Annotated in this window: 14 protein-coding genes; 4 read left to right on the top strand and 10 right to left on the bottom strand. The window is 69.8% G+C overall.

The features are described from left to right. Positions 1-6 precede the first annotated feature (6 nt). Positions 7-459, bottom strand: coding sequence for an amino-acid N-acetyltransferase (locus KLO01_RS06060; protein ID WP_246136104.1), 453 nt, complete (start codon positions 457-459; stop codon positions 7-9). Between the two features lie 238 nt (positions 460-697). Further along, a complete protein-coding gene (locus KLO01_RS06055; protein ID WP_147063215.1) occupies positions 698-2,113 on the bottom strand; it encodes an LVIVD repeat-containing protein in 1,416 nt (471 codons plus the stop codon). A 175-nt stretch (positions 2,114-2,288) separates the two neighbouring features. Between KLO01_RS06055 and KLO01_RS06050 the strand changes: the two genes are divergently transcribed. Further along, positions 2,289-2,969, top strand: coding sequence for a DUF305 domain-containing protein (locus tag KLO01_RS06050; protein WP_147063213.1), 681 nt, complete (start codon positions 2,289-2,291; stop codon positions 2,967-2,969). A 192-nt stretch (positions 2,970-3,161) separates the two neighbouring features. Here the strand turns inward: KLO01_RS06050 and KLO01_RS06045 are convergent, their stop codons facing one another. The 7 genes from KLO01_RS06045 to KLO01_RS06015 form a co-directional block, all read right to left on the bottom strand. Then, positions 3,162-5,705 (bottom strand): ATP-dependent Clp protease ATP-binding subunit, encoded by a 2,544-nt coding sequence (locus KLO01_RS06045; RefSeq protein WP_147063212.1) that lies wholly within the window; start codon positions 5,703-5,705, stop codon positions 3,162-3,164. Between the two features lie 215 nt (positions 5,706-5,920). Then, positions 5,921-6,748: a hypothetical protein gene (locus KLO01_RS06040; protein WP_147063210.1), complete on the bottom strand. Its 828-nt coding sequence runs from the start codon at positions 6,746-6,748 to the stop codon at positions 5,921-5,923. 177 nt (positions 6,749-6,925) lie between these two features. Then, positions 6,926-7,585, bottom strand: a complete 660-nt coding sequence (locus KLO01_RS06035; protein WP_147063208.1) for a slipin family protein — start codon at positions 7,583-7,585, stop codon at positions 6,926-6,928. A 378-nt stretch (positions 7,586-7,963) separates the two neighbouring features. Beyond that, positions 7,964-8,800, bottom strand: a complete 837-nt coding sequence (locus tag KLO01_RS06030; protein WP_147063206.1) for an Fpg/Nei family DNA glycosylase — start codon at positions 8,798-8,800, stop codon at positions 7,964-7,966. Positions 8,801-8,804: 4 nt separating this feature from the next. Then, the gene (gene ku, locus KLO01_RS06025) at positions 8,805-9,731 is read right to left on the bottom strand and encodes a non-homologous end joining protein Ku (RefSeq protein WP_147063204.1); all 927 of its coding nucleotides are present in this window, start codon (positions 9,729-9,731) and stop codon (positions 8,805-8,807) included. A gap of 116 nt (positions 9,732-9,847) precedes the next feature. Further along, positions 9,848-15,181, bottom strand: a complete 5,334-nt coding sequence (locus tag KLO01_RS06020; protein WP_147063202.1) for an ExeM/NucH family extracellular endonuclease — start codon at positions 15,179-15,181, stop codon at positions 9,848-9,850. 187 nt (positions 15,182-15,368) lie between these two features. Next, positions 15,369-15,728 (bottom strand): hypothetical protein, encoded by a 360-nt coding sequence (locus KLO01_RS06015; RefSeq protein ID WP_147063200.1) that lies wholly within the window; start codon positions 15,726-15,728, stop codon positions 15,369-15,371. A gap of 48 nt (positions 15,729-15,776) precedes the next feature. Here KLO01_RS06015 and ligD (KLO01_RS06010) point away from each other — a divergent pair, with 48 nt between their 5' ends. From ligD (KLO01_RS06010) to KLO01_RS06000, 3 genes are all read left to right on the top strand, one after another. Further along, the gene (gene ligD, locus KLO01_RS06010; protein WP_186827936.1) at positions 15,777-16,718 is read left to right on the top strand and encodes a non-homologous end-joining DNA ligase; all 942 of its coding nucleotides are present in this window, start codon (positions 15,777-15,779) and stop codon (positions 16,716-16,718) included. After that, positions 16,711-17,592 carry a non-homologous end-joining DNA ligase gene (gene ligD, locus KLO01_RS06005; RefSeq protein ID WP_147063197.1) on the top strand — a complete coding sequence of 294 codons (882 nt, stop codon included), beginning with the start codon at positions 16,711-16,713 and terminating at the stop codon, positions 17,590-17,592. The genes ligD (KLO01_RS06010) and ligD (KLO01_RS06005) overlap by 8 nt, the downstream gene beginning before the upstream one ends. 97 nt (positions 17,593-17,689) lie before the next feature. Continuing rightward, positions 17,690-17,944: a hypothetical protein gene (locus KLO01_RS06000; protein ID WP_147063194.1), complete on the top strand. Its 255-nt coding sequence runs from the start codon at positions 17,690-17,692 to the stop codon at positions 17,942-17,944. A 4-nt stretch (positions 17,945-17,948) separates the two neighbouring features. Here the strand turns inward: KLO01_RS06000 and KLO01_RS17280 are convergent. After that, positions 17,949-18,582: (2Fe-2S)-binding protein (locus KLO01_RS17280; protein WP_222611936.1), on the bottom strand; the 634-nt coding region annotated here is incomplete at its 5' end.

Below are 18,582 nucleotides of genomic sequence, written 5' to 3'. Positions count from 1 at the left end.
CGCGGGTCAGAGGACGCGCAGCATCCGGGTGTTGCCCAACGTGTTCGGCTTGACCCGCTCGAGGTCGAGGAACTCGGCGACACCCTCGTCGTAGGAGCGCAGCAGCTCGAGGTAGACCTCGGGCTCCACCGCCTGCCCCTCGATCACGGAGAACCCGTGCCGCGCGAAGAAGTCGGTCTCGAAGGTCAGGCAGAACAGCCGCTCCACCCCCAGCTCGAGCGCGCGCTCGACGAGCCCCTGCAGGATCCGCGAGCCCACACCCTGGCCCAGCACCGACGACGACACCGCCAAGGTGCGGATCTCGGCGAGGTCCTCCCAGAGCACGTGCACCGCGCCGCAGCCGACGACCTCGCCGTCGCGCTCGGCGACGATGAAGTCACCCAGCGACTCGTAGTAGGCCACCGCCTCCTTCTGCAGGAGCACCCGCTGCTCGGCGAGCGGCGCCACGAGCGCCCGCATCGCCCGGACGTCCTTGGTGCGTGCCGGCCGGATCTGTATGCCGTCCGCCCGCGACGGGCTCTCGGCTGCAGCTGAGACTGCAGGTGCTGCGGGAGCCGCGGGAGCGGCAGGTGAGGAGGGCACGGAGGGCGTGGACGGCATACGACCCAGTATTGCGGCCGGCACGCGAACCGGCCGCCCGCGCACGAAGCGCGGACGGCCGGGTTCCCGAATCGCAGTGGTGCGACTCCGTGGGTGGTCAGCGGGTCTTGTAGACCGGCTGGCTCTGCGGGTTGAGCTCGTCCATCTTGACCTTCGCTGCCTTCTGCAGGCTGGGCTCGGTGATCTTGAGGACGTCGAAGCCCTTGCCGAGGTCGGAGGAGAAGATGTGACCGTTGTAGTAGTACGACGACCAGGTGCCGCCGCCACCACCACCGACGCCGCCGTTCGGGCCGCGCTCGAAGTAGCCGATCTCACGCGGGTTCGCCGAGTCGGTGAAGTCCCAGATCGACGTGCCACCCATGTACCAGGACTGGACCATGATGTCGCGGCCCTTGACCGGGATGAGCGAGCCGTTGTGGGCCACGCAGTTCTCGCTGTCGTTCTGGTGGCGCGAGATCTTGTAGTACGACTTGAAGGTGAGCTTGTTGCTCTTGCTCAGGTCGTAGATGGCGTTGGCGCCACGCTTCGGGCCGACCGTCGTGTTGCAGGTCGCGCGACCGCCGCCACCGAGCTCGTCGGTGAAGACGACCTTGGTGCCGTCGTTGTTGAAGGTGGCCGAGTGCCAGAACGCGAAGTTCGTCGTGTCCTGGACCTTCTCGATGACCTTCGGCGCGACCGGGTTGGAGATGTCCATGATGACGCCGTCACCCATGCAGGCACCGGCGGCGATGTTCTTGGACGGGTACGCCGTGATGTCGTGGCAGCCGGTCGTGGCCGAGTAGCCGTCACCGGAGGGCTGGACGCCACCGGGGTTGCCGCCGTCGGGGAAGAGGTTGGGCTCAGCGACGACCTTGGCCTGCGTCGGGGCCTTCTTGGGGACCTCGATGATGCTGATCGAGTCGTGCGGCGGCTGGCAGTCCGGGTAGTCCGCACGCGGCGAGTAGGACGACACGTAGATGAAGTCGCTCTTCTTGCCGGGCACGAGCGTGTTGGTGTGCGAGCCACAGGCCGTCTCGACGGACTTGATGTACTTCGGCACCCGCGGGTTGGAGACATTGAAGATCTTGATGCCCTCCCACGACTGCTTGAGGGTGGTCGGCGACGTCGTCGACGAGCACGAGTCGTCGCTGCGCGAGGAGTCGGTCGACAGGTAGAGCAGGTCACCCGAGATGGTGATGTCGTTCTGCGAGCCCGGGCAGTTCACCCGCGCCAGGACCTCGGGGGAGGCGGCGTTGGTGACGTCGTAGATCACGAAGCCGTTGTAGTTGCCGACGAACGCCTTGTTGCCCGAGAAGGCGATGTCGCTGCCGGTCCCGTCGACGGGCGTGACGTGCGGGGTGTTGAACAGGTGCTGGACGTTGGCGCTGCGACCGACCTGGTCGGGAGCGAGCTCGACGCCCGACTTGCCGACTGCTTCCGGTGGGACGTCAGCGGCGCTGGCCGAAGCCACGCCCCAGCCGCTCGCGGCGAGCGCGGCGACCGCCGCGATCCCCACTGTGCGGGAAAGTCTCATGGTTCCTCCTCCGTCGGGCCAGCCGCGAAGGACCGCCCAGGTGTGTGTCCGGTCAGGTCATCGTTGTCCAAAAGTTCCACGGTCCGGGTAAAGGGAGGGTAAGAACTCCCTACTGGCGAGTTGTGTCGGGATCGGCCTGTCGCGGTGGACAGCATCGCCAACTACAGTGCGGCACATGCTGATTCGCCGCTCCACGTCAGCCGTCGCCCTCGTCGGCCTCCTCGCGCTCGGTCTCGCGGGCTGCTCGGGGGAGCCCGAGGCGCAGCCGGTGCCGCGCACTCCGGGCGCGACATCGAGCGACCCGGTCATCCAGCCGGGACGCCCCGGAGAGCCCAACGCGACGCTCAGCGGCGGTGCGGCGACGGTGGCTCCGAGGACGGTGTCCAAGGACGACGTGACCTTCTACCAGGACATGATCGTGCACCACTCCCAGGCGCTCGTCATGGTCGAGACGGCCCTGCCGCGCCTCACGGACACGCAGGTCACGTCGCTCGCCTCCCGCATCGGCGACGAGCAGAAGCCCGAGATCCTCACCATGACGACGTGGCTCCAGGAGCGCAAGCAGGAGGTGCCGCCGCAGGCGACCAACCCGCGGCTCGGCGACCACGACCACGCGGGCATGCCCGGCATGGCGACCCCGGCGCAGATGGACCAGCTGGCCAAGGCGAGCGGGGTCGAGGCCGACCGGCTCTTCCTCACGCTGATGATCGCCCACCACAAGGGCGCGCTGACGATGGTCGGCGAGCACGGCAAGACCGCCGGCGAGGAGGTCGTCGAGGAGATGGCGGCCGACATCAACGTCACCCAGGCCAAGCAGATCAGCCAGATGCAGCAGATGCTCGCCCGCCTCGCCTGACCTCCGCACGGTCGACTCCCCGTCGGGCCGGTCCCGAAGTCGTGCTCAACTCACCAATTCCTCCCCTCCGCCACGGTGACGGAGGGGAGGAATTGGTGAGTTGAGCACGCGAAAGGCGGCGTATGCCGGGAACTTTCGTTCCGGCATACGCCGCCTTCGTCGTGGTGTCGGGTGCTCAGCGCACCCGGCGGGTCACTCGCCCGAGGCGGCCGACCCGCTGCTCGGCGGGGCGGAGGCTCCGGCGGTGACGACGGGGACCTCGATGGCGGCAGCGTGCTGCGCGCCCTCGAAGGTGAAGGTGTCGTCCTTGCCCTCGCCGGTCGCGTCGACCGCGACGATCTCGCCGGCCTTGAGCTCGCCGAAGAGGATCTTCTCGGACAGCACGTCCTCGATCTCGCGCTGGATGGTGCGACGCAGCGGTCGCGCACCGAGCACGGGGTCGTAGCCACGCTTGGCGAGCAGCATCTTGGCCGCGGGCGTGAGCTCCATGCCCATGTCCTTGTCCTTGAGGCGCTTGTCGAGCTTGGCGATCTCGAGGTCGACGATCTGGATGATCTCGTCCTGCGTGAGCTGCGGGAAGACGATCGTGTCGTCGACGCGGTTGAGGAACTCGGGACGGAAGTGCTGCTTGAGCTCGTCCGTGACCTTGTTCTTCATCCGGTCGTAGCTGCTGCGCGTGTCAGGACCCGCGGTGAAGCCGAGGGCGCCCTTGGTGATGTCACGCGTGCCGAGGTTGGTCGTCATGATGATGACGGTGTTCTTGAAGTCGACCATCCGACCCTGGGAGTCGGTGAGGCGGCCGTCCTCGAGCACCTGCAGCAGGCTGTTGAAGATCTCGGGGTGGGCCTTCTCGACCTCGTCGAACAGCACGACCGAGAACGGCTTGCGCCGGACCTTCTCGGTGAGCTGGCCGCCCTCTTCGTAGCCGACGTAGCCGGGAGGCGATCCGAAGAGCCGCGAGACGGTGTGCTTCTCGCTGTACTCGGACATGTCGAGCTGGATGAGGCTGTCCTCGTCGCCGAAGAGGAACTCGGCGAGCGTCTTGGCGAGCTCGGTCTTTCCGACACCGGTCGGACCGGCGAAGATGAACGAGCCACCGGGACGACGCGGGTCCTTGAGGCCGGCGCGGGTGCGACGGATGGCCTGCGACAGCGCCTTGATGGCGTCGTCCATGCCGACGACGCGCTTGTGCAGCTCGTCCTCCATGTGGAGCAGCCGTGAGGACTCCTCCTCGGTGAGCTTGAAGACCGGGATGCCGGTGCTCGCCGCGAGAACCTCTGCGATGAGCTCCTCGTCGACCTCGGCGACGACGTCGAGGTCGCCGCTCTTCCACTCGTTCTCGCGCTGGGTCTTCTCGGCGCGCAGGTTCTTCTCGTCGTCGCGCAGGCGCGCGGCCTTCTCGAAGTCCTGTCCGTCGATCGCCGACTCCTTCTCGCGCACGACGGCCTGAATCTTCTCGTCGAACTCGCGCAGGTCCGGCGGTGCGGTCATCCGGCGGATGCGCAACCGGGCGCCTGCCTCGTCGATGAGGTCGATCGCCTTGTCCGGGAGGAAGCGGTCGTTGACGTAGCGGTCGGCCATGTTGGCGGCCGCGACGAGAGCGCCGTCGGTGATCGAGACGCGGTGGTGCGCCTCGTAGCGGTCACGCAGGCCCTTGAGGATCTCGATGGCGTGGGCCAGCGTCGGCTCGGCCACCTGGATCGGCTGGAAGCGGCGCTCGAGCGCGGCGTCCTTCTCGATGTGCTTGCGGTACTCGTCGAGGGTGGTCGCACCGATGACCTGGAGCTCACCGCGGGCGAGCATCGGCTTGAGGATGCTCGCGGCGTCGATGGCGCCCTCGGCCGCACCGGCACCGACGAGGGTGTGGATCTCGTCGATGAAGAGCACGATGTCGCCGCGGGTGCGGATCTCCTTGAGGACCTTCTTGAGGCGCTCCTCGAAGTCACCGCGGTAGCGGCTGCCGGCGACGAGCGCGCCGAGGTCGAGGGTGTAGAGCTGCTTGTCCTTGAGGGTCTCGGGGACCTCTCCGCGCACGATGTCCTGGGCGAGGCCCTCGACGACGGCGGTCTTGCCGACGCCGGGCTCACCGATGAGGACCGGGTTGTTCTTGGTGCGGCGGGACAGCACCTGCATGACCCGCTCGATCTCCTTCTCACGCCCGATGACCGGGTCGAGCTTGCCCTCGCGGGCAGCCACGGTGAGGTTGCGACCGAACTGGTCGAGCACGAGCGAGCCGGCGGGGGTGCCCTCGGCGGGGCCACCCTGACCGACGCCTGCGGCAGCGCCCTCCTTGCCACCCTGGTAGCCCGAGATGAGCTGGATGACCTGCTGGCGGACCCGACCGAGGTCGGCGCCGAGCTTGACGAGGACCTGGGCGGCGACGCCCTCACCCTCGCGGATCAGGCCGAGCAGGATGTGCTCGGTGCCGATGTAGTTGTGCCCGAGCTGGAGTGCCTCGCGCAGCGACAGCTCGAGGACCTTCTTGGCGCGCGGCGTGAACGGGATGTGACCGGTCGGGGCCTGCTGGCCCTGGCCGATGATCTCCTGCACCTGCTCGCGAACGGCGTCCAGAGAGATCCCCAGGCTCTCGAGGGCCTTGCTGGCGACACCCTCACCCTCGTGGATGAGACCGAGGAGGATGTGCTCGGTGCCGATGTAGTTGTGGTTGAGCAGCCGCGCCTCTTCCTGGGCGAGGACGACCACCCGGCGGGCCCGGTCGGTGAACCGTTCGAACATGGTGCTGGCTCCTGACTGATATGAGTCACCTCGATGCTATCCCCGCTGCCTGTATGCCGTGACGTCCCTTTCATGGACCGTCACCGAATCGGGAGCAGCGGGAGTGCCGCGAGGTGTGTCATGGCGTCCAACGCGGGGCACCTGCCGGGTGTTCCACGCCTGAGCCGGGTCCGCTCATGTTCGCTGTCGGCGGACGCGTCCGGGCCCGTCGCAGGTCAGCTGTCGCCGGTCCGTCCGGACCTGAGGATGCGGATCGTCGTCGCGTCGGCCTTGGTGGCGACGACGGTGACCTCGTCACCGGTGGCGAGGGTGCTCACCTTCCTCGCGAGGCGGTCGCGGGTGTCGGCGCCGATCGTGTAGGTCGCGGAGAACCCGTCGGTGCTCCTCACGGTGAGCTTGTCGGTCGTGACCGCGGTGACCTGGCCGCGCTGGAACAGGACGGCGCGCGTGGCGGTGCCGCCCTCGCCGGGGATGACGGCCTCACCGTGCAGCGCGCCACCCGCCCCCATGCCCAAGCCCATCCCCATGCCGGGGAGGTCGCCGGTGCCACGGCGGTCCTGTCCGGGCGGCACCTGCTCGGGCGTGCCGGGGCCGCGCTGGCCGTGGCCCGGGTCCATCTGGCCGGGTCCGGGCATGCCCCGGTCGTTGCTCGACGTCCACACGCCCCGGTCACGGTCGCCGCCGAAGTGGCGGCCGAGGCCGACCGCGGCGAGTCCGGTGAGGAGCAGGACGACCAGCGCGAGGCTGGCCGCGGCCACGACGACGGCAGCCTTGCCACCCGGAGTCGAGACGGCGTCGTTCCACGTGGAACGACGGCTCGCACCCGCAGCGGCTGGCTGTGCGCCGGGGACGGCCTGAGGGGGAGCCGCGCCGGCCGACGCCGGTGGCCAGGCCTGTGGTGCCGGCGCAGCGTGCGGGGCTGACGCGGCCGGGTTCTGTGGCGCGGCCGGGTGCTCGGGGGCGCCGGGCTGCGGTGCCCCGCCGGGGTTCTGGGGCATCTCGTGGGGATCAGGGGTGCCGGGCTGCTGAGGCGTCTCGCTCATGGGAGGTCCTTCCACTCCCGTCCATGATGGCCCCGGAACCTGAGACTGCGCCGGGAGTCGGCTCCGAAGCCGCCCACCGTCGGGCGCCGGGGGGACTCCACGCCTTGGTGGGCGGCCGGCATACCGGCAGGTCCGCGGGTGCGGTCGCACTGGCGACCCCACCCGCGGACCCGGACCTCACTCGTCGTCGCCGACCCGCAGGACGAGCTGCGTGCCCGGCGGCGCCGACTGGACGAGCCGCATCCGCGCGAGCGCAGGGTGCTCGTCGAGCAGCTTCGCGCCGTTGGCGAGCGACCGCAGCGCTGCCGTCTCGGCCCGGGCCGCCTCGAGCTGGGCGGCGCCGCGCTGGCGGGCCGTCGCGAGCTCGAGGGTCGCGGCGCGGACCTCGGGCGGGACGATGACGTCCTTGACGACGACCTCGGTGACCGCGACCCCGACCGGTCGGGCCACCGAGGCCACCGCCGCCGTGAGGGCGGCGGCGTCGAGGCCGGAGCCCCGCTGCGCGACCGTGTCGAGCGTCAGCCCGGCGACGGCGTCACGCAGCGCGACCTGGGTGCCGAGGTAGACCAGCCCGACCGGGTCGGCCGCGCGCTCGAGCCACGCGACCGGGTCCGCGACGGTCCACCGCACCGCCGCCGAGACGCGCACCTGCACGCCGTCGACGGTGAGGATCTCCTGCGGGGACACGGCGAGGAGCTGCTCGCGCAGGTCCACGACGACATACGTCGCCCGGCGCGCCCGACGGTGGCGGCCCGGCTCCAGCACCCGGGTGAGGGTGCCGTCGACGAGCTCGACCGCGGCGCAGTGGGCCGGGACGGAGACGTGGATGGGGAACATGGGCAACCTCCTTCGGGGTGCGCCGGTGGGACGGGTGGTGTGGCGTCGGACATGACGGAGCCGCGGCGATGGCGCCGGTCGGCGGACGGTCGTGCGGGGCTGCGGGCGTCTCCCTGACCACCCGGGCCGCTGGCACTCGCGTCCGGAGCTCCGACCGGCACCACCTGTCTGGAAGAGCGGGAGTCGAACCCGAAGCCTTGACAGGGCATGCCCGTGGATCCATCGACGAGAGGCGATGCGCAGGACCGGTGTGCGGCACGCCGCTCCGGCTGCTTCCTCTCGCTTGTCCGTGGACCAGTGTGCGGACCGGCGTATGCCGTGCGCCACCGAATTACGGTGACGTCGCCTGCCGCTCAGGGCAAGCCCTCCGCGGACGGTTCAGCCGCGGCGCTGGCAGTTGCCGCACCAGAAGAGGTTGCGGCCGGCGACGACCTGGGTCCGGATGCGCGACCCGCAGACGTGGCAGGCCTCGCCCTGTCGCTTGTAGACGTAGGACTCACGCTCGGTGAGCCGGACCTCCTCGCCCTCCTCGAGCAGCCGCGCGACCTCGTCGACCTGGTCGTGGACGGTGACGATCTTGCTCGTGGCGACGCCGAGCGGGAGCAGGGCGACGAGGTCCTCCCAGATGGCCCGCCACGTCTTGCGCTGGAGCTTGTTGCCCGGCCGGAAGGGGTTGACCCGCAACCGGAACAGCACCTCGGAGCGGTAGACGTTGCCCACTCCCGCGAGGACGGCTTGGTCCATGAGCAGCTCGGCGATGGGCTTGCTCGAACGCTGGATCCGCTTCCACGCGAGGTCGGGGTCGGAGCGAACGTCGCTGGGGCGCAACGGGTCCGGGCCGAGCCGGCCGAGGATCTCGTCGACCTTCTCGGGAGTGACGACGTCGCACACCATGGGCCCGCGCAGGTCGGCGACGTGGTCGTCGGTCGCGAAGCGGCACCGGACCTGGCCCACGACCGGCATCTCGCCGGCATACGACGTCGTGTCGATCGTGAAGGTGCCGATGAGACCCAGGTGCACCCAGAGGATGCGGTCGCCCGCGAACTCGACGAAGAGGTGCTTGCCCCACGACGTCGCGCCGAGGACCTCGGTGCCGCTCACGAGCGCGGCGCCGTCGGCGAACTTGCCCTGCGGGCTCGAGACGACCGGGGACGTGCCGCGGAAGGCGGTGTCGAGGTCGCGGGCAAGGGCGTAGAGGGTGTGGCCTTCGGGCATGGGGTCAGGAGGCCTTCTTGGTGGCCTTCTTCGCCGTCGCCTTGGTCGTCGTCTTCTTGGCCGCGGCCTTCTTCGTGGTCGTCTTCTTCGCGGCGGTCTTCTTGGCCGGTGTGTCGTCGGACGCCTTGGCGGCGGGCTTCGACGGGGCCTCGCCGCGGGAGGCCTTGGCCTTCTCGACCGACTTGGCCAGGGCAGCGAGCAGGTCGACGACCTCGCCGGACTCCTCGGCCTCGACGACCGGGGCCTTGACCTCGCCACCCTCGACCTTGGCCTTGACGAGGGCTTGGAGCGCGATCGCGTAGTCGTCCTCGTAGTCGTCGGCCTCGAAGTCGCCGGCGAGCTGCTCGATGAGGAGCTTGGCCATCGCCATCTCCTTGTCGGTGGCCTCGCCCGCCTCCTCGACGTGGGCGAAGTCGGCCTTGCGGATCTCGTCGGGCCACAGCATCGTCTGCATGACGATGACGCCGTCGCGCACGCGGAGCACCGCCATCGTCATCCGGGTGCGGATCGAGACGGTGACGACGGCCATCCGGCCCTCGGACTCGAGTGCCTCGCGCAGCAGGATGTAGGGCTTGGTCGCGCTCTTGTCGGGCTCGAGGTAGTAGCTCTTGTCGAGCAGCATCGGGTCGATCTGGTCCGAGGGGACGAACTTCTCGACGTTGATCTCCTTCGACGACTTGCTCGGCAGGTCGCCGAAGTCCTCGTCGGTGAGGATGACCATGTCGCCGTCCTCGGTCTCGTAGCCCTTGGCGATGTCGTCGTACGCGACCTCCTCGCCGTCGATGCTGCAGGTCCGCTTGTACTTGATGCGGCCGCCGTCCTCGCGGTGCACCTGACGGAACTGCACGTCGTGGTTCTCGGTCGCCGAGTACAGCCGCACGGGCACATTGACCAGCCCGAAGGAGACCGCGCCCTTCCAGATCGCACGCATGGGTCAACTGTATGCCGCACGCGGGCCACCTCGTCGGGCGTCGGCCGACCCTCGTTCAACGACCGAGGGGGCCCGGCTCTCGCCGGACCCCCTCAGTCATCGCTGCGGACTGGTCGTCACTTGACCTTGCCGTTGACCACCGTCACCGAGGTGGTGCCGGTGCCGGTGGTGACGTGCGCGTCACCGTTGTAGGTCACGACGATCGACTTGGTGCCGATCGTGCCGAACGGTCCCAGGACCATCGTGGCGCGCCCGCTGGCGTTCAGCGTGGCGTTCCTCGACACGCCGTCCACGAGGACGGTGACCGTGCCCGTCGGCGTCACGTTCGCGGCCGCCACGGTGATCGTGAGGGTCGTCGAGTCCTTGTTCTTCTGGAGCTTGTCCGGCGAGGGCGTCACGGTGACGGTGGCCGTCGCCTTGACGACCGTGACGCTGACCGTCGTGCTCGACCCCTCGTGCGAGGCGTCACCCGAGTAGGCGACGGTCAGCACGTGCGTGCCGGGCTCGAGCGACTTCGCGGCCAGTGCGACGTTGGCCGTCCCGTCCGACAGGGGCGCCGAGCCGAGCGTGGTGCCACCGAGCGAGACCGTCACCGTGCCGGTGGCACCCGAGGGCGTCACCGTGGCCACGACCGAACCGGGTGCACCGTAGGTGATCTGGGCCGCGGTCGCGCTCACGCTCGACCCGGCCTTGACCACCGTGAAGGGCACCGAGGTCGTCGTGCCCGTCTGCACCCCGACGATGTCGAGCCGCTGCGTGCCCGGGGTCGTCGACGCGGGGACGACCACGTCGACCGTCGCCGTGCCGTACTCGTCGAAGATCGCCGTGCCGATGGTGTTGTCGACCGGGAAGGTCCCGAGGGACTGCCCGCCCAGCGACACCGCGACCTGAGCGTCCTTCTTGTCCGGCGCCGTGGAGAACGCCAGCGACGAGAGGGTGAACCGGACGTGGTCACCGGGGGCGTAGGTGCTCGGCGCGGCGGCGGGGAAGTCCACGCCGACGGAGTGCTGCGTGTAGTCCGGCACCAGCGGCGGGTCGTCGTCCCCGGCGAACTCCGCCATGTAGTCGACCATGGCCTGCAGGTCGGTCACACCCGTGTCCTGCTTGTTCGTCCCCTGCGAGAAGGCGTTGAAGTTGTCGCCTCCGGCCGCGAGGAACGAGTTCGCGGTGACGGCATACGTCGTGCCGAGACCGATCGCCTGACCGTCGAGCCACATGTCCTTGATCCGGGAGCCCTGTGCGGCATCCGGGTCGTAGGTGTAGGTGAAGCCCTTGGAGAGGCCGAGCTTGAGGAACGGCCTGGCCGCGCCGGCCGGCTGCCACTGCTGCTCGAGGGCGGCCTTGATCTGGGCACCGGTGAGGTCCAGGTTCACCAATGTGTTGGCGAACGGCTGCACGTCAGCGGCCTGTCGGTAGGACAGCACCCGCGGGTAGTCCGTGCCGGTGCCGGCCATGTCCTGCCGGAGACCACCGGGGTTCATGAACCCGATCTGCGCGCCACCCACGGTTGAGGGGGTCGCCCAGCGCTGGACCTCGGCGACCAGGTTGCCCAAGGTCGACTCCTGGCCGCGGTTCTCGGTCGTCCCGTTGGCGAGCTTGCCCCGGTTGAAGGGAGCGCCGAGCTTGCCCAGCGGCACGGCACCGAGGGGACCGGCCTTGGCGACGGCGTCGTCGACGAGGGCCTTGGTGGCCGGGTCGACGGGGAACTGGGCCACACCGGCGCTGTTCTCGAGGGGCACGATCGACTGGGTCTTGGCCTGGACCAGACCCGTGCCGTTGTCCACGGTGAACACGAGCTTGTTGAGGTTCACGCCGTACTGGCCGGCCGAGACGACGGGGCGCTCGGTGACCGGTCGACCTGCCCACCCGGCAACCGGGAAGGAGCAGTCGTAGGCGAGGTGGGTGTGCCCGGAGATGATCGCGTCGACGTTGTCGTTGACACCCGTGATGACCGAACCGAAGTCCGAGGTCGGGTCGTCGTCCATCGTGGAGCAGGTGGTGGTCGGTGCGCCCTCGTGGACGAGGAGCACGATGACGTCGACACCGGACGCCTTGAGGGCGTTGGCCTCGGCGTTCGTGGCGGCGACGACGTCACTGATCTGCACGCCCTGGATGCCGGCCGGGGAGACCAGCTCGTCGAGGTGCTCGGTGACGGCGCCGATGAAGCCGACCTTGACGCCGTTCATCTCCTTGACCCAGCTGGGCTCGAGGAGCTCGCTGGCCGGGGCGCCGGCCTTGGTGACGTTGGCCCCGATGTACTTCCACGCGGCCCCGCCGAACGGGTTGTTCGTGGCGTCGTAGGGCGCCATGACCCGCTTGAGCAGGTCGTCGTAGCCCTGGTCGAACTCGTGGTTGCCCACCGCCGAGACCTCGAGGCCTGCCGCGTTGAGAGCGTCGATGGTCGGCTTGTCCTTCTGGATGAAGGACTCGAACGTCGACGCACCGATGAGGTCACCTGCGGCCGCGAACACGGTGTTGGCGTTCTCGCCCCGCATCTGCTTGACAGCCCCTGCGAGGACGGCAGCGCCGGCCTCGTTCGGGAACGGTGCACCCGTGTTGTTGAGCAGACGACCGTGGAAGTCGTTCGTGCCCAGGATCTGGATGTCGACCGGTCCCGTGGCCGGGGCGGTGTTGATGCCGATGATCTCGGGGTTGTGGTCGGAGGACCGGAACGGGTTGGCGGCGTACAGGTCGGTGACGTTGGTGTTGTAGCGGCTGTACTCGTACCAGAGCGGCTCGTAGGAGTTGATGTCCCAGATGTCGACCGCGTTGACGTCCGCCTTGGCGGGTGCGTTGGCGAGCACGTGGTCGAGCGAGCCGATCTGGCCGTCGAAGTTGTAGCTCTCCTCCTCGGGGTCGCTGGTGGACTCGAGGTTGGTGTAGCCCGCTGCCTTGAGGACCTGGATCGGGTCCTCCTCGCTGTAGGCGTTGAAGTCGCCGGCGAGGAACATGCGGGTGATGCCACGGGTCGTCTGGAAGTCGTTGGCGAACGCCACGAGGGAGTTGGCCTGGAGGACCCGACGGTCGTTGGCGTTGCCCTGACCGTTGGGGTCCGGGGTGCCCGAGCCCTTGGACTTGAAGTGGTTGACGATCACGCCGAAGGCGTTGGCGTTGGCGCTCCCGACCTTCTTGAACGCCTGGGCGAGCGGCTCGCGAGCGTCCGCGAAGGCCTCGGTGCCCGTCGACTGGTCGGCCAGGACGACCGACTCACCGACGGGGGCGGCGTTGGCCGGCTTGTAGATGAAGCCGGTGCGGATGACGTCCTGCTCGGAGAGCGGCGGCAGGGCGCTCGCGGCGGGGGAGGGCACGAAGGCCCACGTGCCGGCGCCGGCGTCGGCGTTGAGCGCGGTGACGAGCTCACCGATGGCGAAGTCGCGGTTCTTGCCGAACTGCACCGAGTTCTCGAGCTCCTCGAGGGAGACGATGTCGGCGCCGACGGTGTTGATGGCCGCCACGATCTTGGCCCGCTGACGGGCGAGGTTTGCCTCGTTGGCCGCGCCGCGAGGACCGTTGGGGTTGCAGGAGTTGTTGGTGATCCGGTTGCCGGCCCGGTCGGTGAAGTAGGTGCAGGTGCCGAGCCCGGAGGAGACGAACTCCTCGCCGGTGGTGGGGAAGAAGTTGAGCACGTTGAACGTGGCCAGCTTGAGGTCGCCGCCGACGTTCTGCGGGGCCGCGGGCCGGGTCTGTTCGATCTCGAGGGCGCCGGTGGGTGCGCCGACGACCTGGGCCTGCGGCAGGATCCGCCACGCGTTGAAGCCGAACGTGAAGACGACGGGCTTGGTGAAGGTGACGCCCGCACCGACCCGCATCGTGTGGGTCGGGGTGAGCCACGGGAGCGGCTGCGTGGAGTTCTGCGTCGTCGAGAACGTCAGGCTGGAGGCGTCGTCGAGGATGATCCGGTGCGCGTCGTTGTAGTTCTTGCGCGCGGTGACGGCGGCCGTCGCCTGGGCGTCGATGACCTCGGTCGGGGAGACCAGCGGCACGGAGCTGTTGGCGGCGACGCCCATCTCACCGCGGTTGGCGGTGGAGTTGGTCCCGTCGTTGTAGTACGGACCACCGTCGTAGACGTCCGTGAGGGTCCACGGGGCCGTCGGCTGGAAGAGCTCACCCTCGGCGACCTCGCGGGCGGTGTCGAGGGCTGCGCCGGTGAGGCAGGAGTCGCCGGGCAGGGCGCAGTCCGTGCCGGGGACGACGGTCTTGGGGGTCACGGTGCCGAGAGCGGCGACCGGGGTCACCGACGAGGCCACGATCTGCGTGGCGCCGGAGAACTCGGCGGCCGTGCCGGCCACCTGGACCGAGTCCCCGACGGCCGGGTAGGTGGCGAAGCCGCTGGTCCCGCCGTAGACGAAGATCGCGTCGGAGGCGTCAGGAGTGTCGGCTCCGGGCGTCTGGAGGTAGAAGCCGTTGAGCCCGCCGGTGGGGTAGCTCGCGGTCACGACGCCGTTGGTGAGGACGTCCTGGCCGGCGAAGGGCGTGGTGGCGCCCGTGCCCTGGATCTCGGCGATCGGGCGAAGCGTCGCCGCGGCGCCGATCGTGTAGGTGAAGGTGGCGCTGGCCGTGGCCGGAGTCGGCGTGGCCGAGTCGGTCACCGTCGCGGTCACGTCGTAGGTGCCGGCGGTCGTCGGCGTGCCGGAGACGGCGCCGTTCGGGGCGACCGTGACGCCCGCGGGCAGGCCTGTGGCCGACCACGAGTACGGCGAGGTGCCGCCGGTGGCCGCCAGGGTGAAGCCGGTGACCGGCGAGCCGACCTGACCGGTCTTGTTGCCCGGCGCCGTGGCCTCGAGCGTCGCGGGAGCGACGGGGCCGGCGTTCGTCGGCGTCGGAGCCGCCGTGCCGAACTCGGCCGAGTTGTTGTCGGCGTCGGCAGCGGTGCGGTTGACCGACACGGCTGCGGTGCCGGCGACCGTGGCGGCCGCCGTCTCGAAGCTGGAGGAGCCGCTCACACCGACCATGTCGACGATGCCCGCGACGCCGGCCATGTTGCCGCTCGTCGTGATGGCGCTCGAGCTGCTGAGGAGGTAGACCTGTCCGCCCGCCGCCGCCATGGCGAAGGTCGCCGGAGCCGCGTCGGGGGTGGGGAGGGCGGCCCCGTTGGCCCCCGTCGCACTCATCTGGATGAGGTACTTGCCGTTCGCGGGGATCGAGCCGGTGAGCGCGACGGGGGCGCCGCCCGAACCGCCGGCCGCTGCGCGGTAGTGGATGTACTTGCCGGCCAGGCTCACCGGGCTGGACGTGGGGTTGGACAGCTCGACGAAGTCGGCGTTGTAGAGCGCTCCGGCGTTGCCGCCGGCGCCGTAGACCTCGGAGATGACGACGTTGGGGCTGACCGCGCTCGCCGGGGTGGAGAACCCGGAGGCGAGTGGGGCGACGACAAGGCCGAGAAGGGCCGCGGCGGCGCCAGTGCGACGGCCACGACCTCCTCTCGACACCACTGTGGGGGGACGGAGCACGAGAGGGCCTTTCGACAGGGCGCAGGAAGACGGGGGCCACGAGATGTTCCACCCCGGTGTGGCAGCACCCTCCGGAGCAGTCCGGTGGTGAGCCGGGATCAAACTAGGGGGTGGCACCGACAGAACGGAATGGCGAGAGTTGCCAAGAGCGCTGGGAGGACGGGGCCGGGGTCACCCTGTGGGCCGGTCAGGTGGGTGCGCCGCCCTCGCTCGAGAGCAGGAAGCTGACGATCGCGATGTAGAGGGCGACCGGCCCGACGAAGACGATGAGTGCGATGACGGCGAGCACGAGCGTCCAGCCGACCACGCCTCGCAGCACTCGGTCCCGTGGGGAGAAGCGCAGGTGGAGCTCGCCGACCAGCCAGATGAGCGCGAACGGGCTGAGCACCACGGTGGTGCCGACGGACGCCCAGCCCACGCTGCGCAGGGTGCCCGACGCCGTGTTGCCGAACCGTGAGCCGAGCATGAACACGACCGACAGGACGACGGCGAACCCGACGGCCCACGGCAGGTTGCTGCGTCGGTCCGTGCCCACCCCCTGCTCCATGCCGGTATTGAACACGGGCACCGGCGCCCCGTGCGACAGGATGGGCGGATGCAGCCGATGCTCGCCTCCGTCGCGGACGGGATCCCCCGCGGGCCCGACTGGGTGCACGAGGTGAAGTGGGACGGCATGCGCGTCCTCGCCGACGTGCGCGACGGTCGCCTCGTCCTGTCGAGCCGGACCGGGCGCGACGTGTCGGTGAGCTTCCCCGAGCTCGCCGGGCTGGCCGACACCTACGACGACCTCCTCCTCGACGGCGAGGTCGTCGCCCTCGACGGCGGCATCCCGTCCTTCGGCGCGCTCGCCGAGCGGATGCACGTGTCGTCGGCGCGCAGGGCGGCGCAGCTCGCGGCGACCCGACCGGTGACCTTCATGGCCTTCGACCTGCTGCGGCTCTTCGGGTCCGACCTCACGAGCCAGCCGTGGTCGGCCCGGCGTGAGCTGCTCGAGCGGCTCGAGCTCGGCGGCGCCGCGTGGCAGGTGCCGCCGACCTACGACGACGGCGAGGAGCTCTTCGAGGCGACCCGTGACCAGGGCCTCGAGGGCATCGTGAGCAAAAGGCGTTCGAGCCCGTATGCCGCGGGCCGCCGGTCCCCGGACTGGCGCAAGTCCCCGCACCGCGCGACGCTGTCGGTCGTCATCGGCGGTTGGCGCCCCGAGGTCGGGACGACCAACCGGCTCGGTGCCGTCCTCGTCGGGACTCCCGACGGTGCCGGAGGCTGGGAGTATGCCGGTCGCGTGGGTGCCGGACTGGCCGGCACCGCGGGTGCCCGGGTCGCCAGGATGCTCGAACCGCTGGGGCGCAGCGCGTCCCCGTTCTCCAACGCCGTCCCCCGTGAGGACTCGACCGGCGCGTTCTGGGTCGAGCCGACCGTCGTCGTCGAGGTGCAGTCCCTGGGACGGGGCTCGACCGGGAAGCTGCGCCAGCCGGCATACCTCGGGGTCCGCAGTGACCTCACGCCCGCCGACCTGCACGAGGTGACCGATGCCTGAGAGATACGTCCCCGAGATCACGAGGGTCGACGTCGGTGGTCGGACCATGAAGCTGTCGAGCCTCAGCAAGGTCATGTACCCGTCGACCGAGACGACCAAGGGCGAGGTGCTGAGCTACTACGTGAGCATCGCGCCGATCCTGCTGCCGCACATCGCCGCCCGCCCGGTGACGCGGGTGCGCTGGCCGCACGGCGTCGCCGACCAGAGCTTCTTCGAGAAGAACCTGCCCAGCGGTGCGCCGTCGTGGCTGCCGAGGGTCCAGGTCGACGACGTGACCTACCCGATGGTCGACGACGTCTCGCACCTCGTCTACCTCGTCAACCTCAACTCGCTCGAGGTGCACGTGCCTCAGTGGACGGTCACCGAGGACGGTGAGCGCGAGAACCCCAACCGGCTCGTCATCGACCTCGACCCCGGCAGCCCGGCCGGCCTCGAGGAGTGTGCGCAGGTGGCTCTGCTGCTGCGCGAACGGCTCGAGGCGCTCGGGCTCGAGCTCTATCCCGTGACGTCGGGCAGCAAGGGGATGCAGCTCTATGCCTCGCTCGGCGGGGACCTTACGAGCGACCAGGTGCGCGACCTCGCCCAGCAGCTCGCGCAGGAGATGACGAAGAAGCACCCGGACCTCGTCCTGTGGAAGATGACCAAGTCGTTGCGCCCCGGCAAGATCTTCCTCGACTGGAGCCAGAACGTCGCCGCCAAGACGACGATCAGCCCGTACTCGCTGCGCGGCAAGGAGCTGCCGTGCGTCGCGGCGCCGCGCACGTGGCACGAGGTCGAGGCCGGGGCCGACGGGAAGCGGTTCGAGCAGGTGATGTTCGACGACATGGCCGACCGGATCGAGGAGCACGGCGACCTCCTCGCCGACCTGCTCTGACCGGGTGGGGCCCGCGCAGCCCTGGCTGCGCAGGCTCATGGCGACGGCACAACGCGCGCACAGCCGGTCCATGAGCGGGCCCAGCAGGGTGCTCGTCATGGACACCACGACGACCACCCAGCCCCGTTCCCACCGCCTCCTCGGCGCCGTCGCGTCGGCCACCGCGGTGGCCTTCCTCGGTACCGCGATCCTCGCGCCAGCAGCAGCCCAGGCCGCCGGAGTGGCGACGGGCCACCGCCTGCCCGCGCCACCGCCCGTCCCCGTGGCCGACCCGACCTCCCTGACGGTGCCGGGCCGGGCCGGTGCGGTCGTGACCTACCGCGTCACGAGCGGACGGTTCGACCGCGTCTGAGCCGTCAGGTCAGGTCGGCGAGCCGCGGGCAACCGGCGCACTCGTGGCAGCCGGGCAGGGCATAGATGAGGCAGCACGACCGTCGCTCCACGGTCGGTCCCCAGCCCGCACCGGTCGCGGCCCGCGCCTCGCGCAGCGCCATCTCCCACAGGTCCTCGACCATGCCGAGCCGTTGGCGGCTCGACATCTTCACGTCAACGTCGTAGGCAGTCGCGATCTCACGACCCAGCCGGACGTATGCCGTGCGCGCCGCCCCGACACGGACCTCGAGGTCCGCCTCGGCCCGCTCCACGGCGAGGAAGCCGATCCGCTCGGGATAGAGGCCCGGCGCGAGGTCGACGGAGAGCAGAGGCGTCGTCAGAGTGCCGAGATCGACGCGCCACGGACCGGTGGCTGCGGCAAATGCGGACACCTGTGCAGGAATGCTCAGAAGGTGTTGGAGGACGAATGCGGCAGCGACCTGGGGAGGTGCGGGAACGGCATACAGTCGGGAGTTCTGTTCCGTGAGTTTCCTGCACCATTCAACGGAATAGGCGAATGCGCTGGTCAGGGGCATGGAAAGGTGGCTACCACCGATAAATTCGAGATATCCGTGGTGGCGTGACAGAACCGAGGCGACGGCACCCGCATCGGGTGCC

Source organism: Knoellia locipacati, from assembly GCF_007992835.1.
GTDB classification, from domain to species: Bacteria; Actinomycetota; Actinomycetes; order Actinomycetales; family Dermatophilaceae; genus Knoellia; species Knoellia locipacati.
The sequence above is the reverse complement of the archived record's forward strand: the minus strand, read 5'-3'. Positions and strand labels throughout refer to the sequence as shown.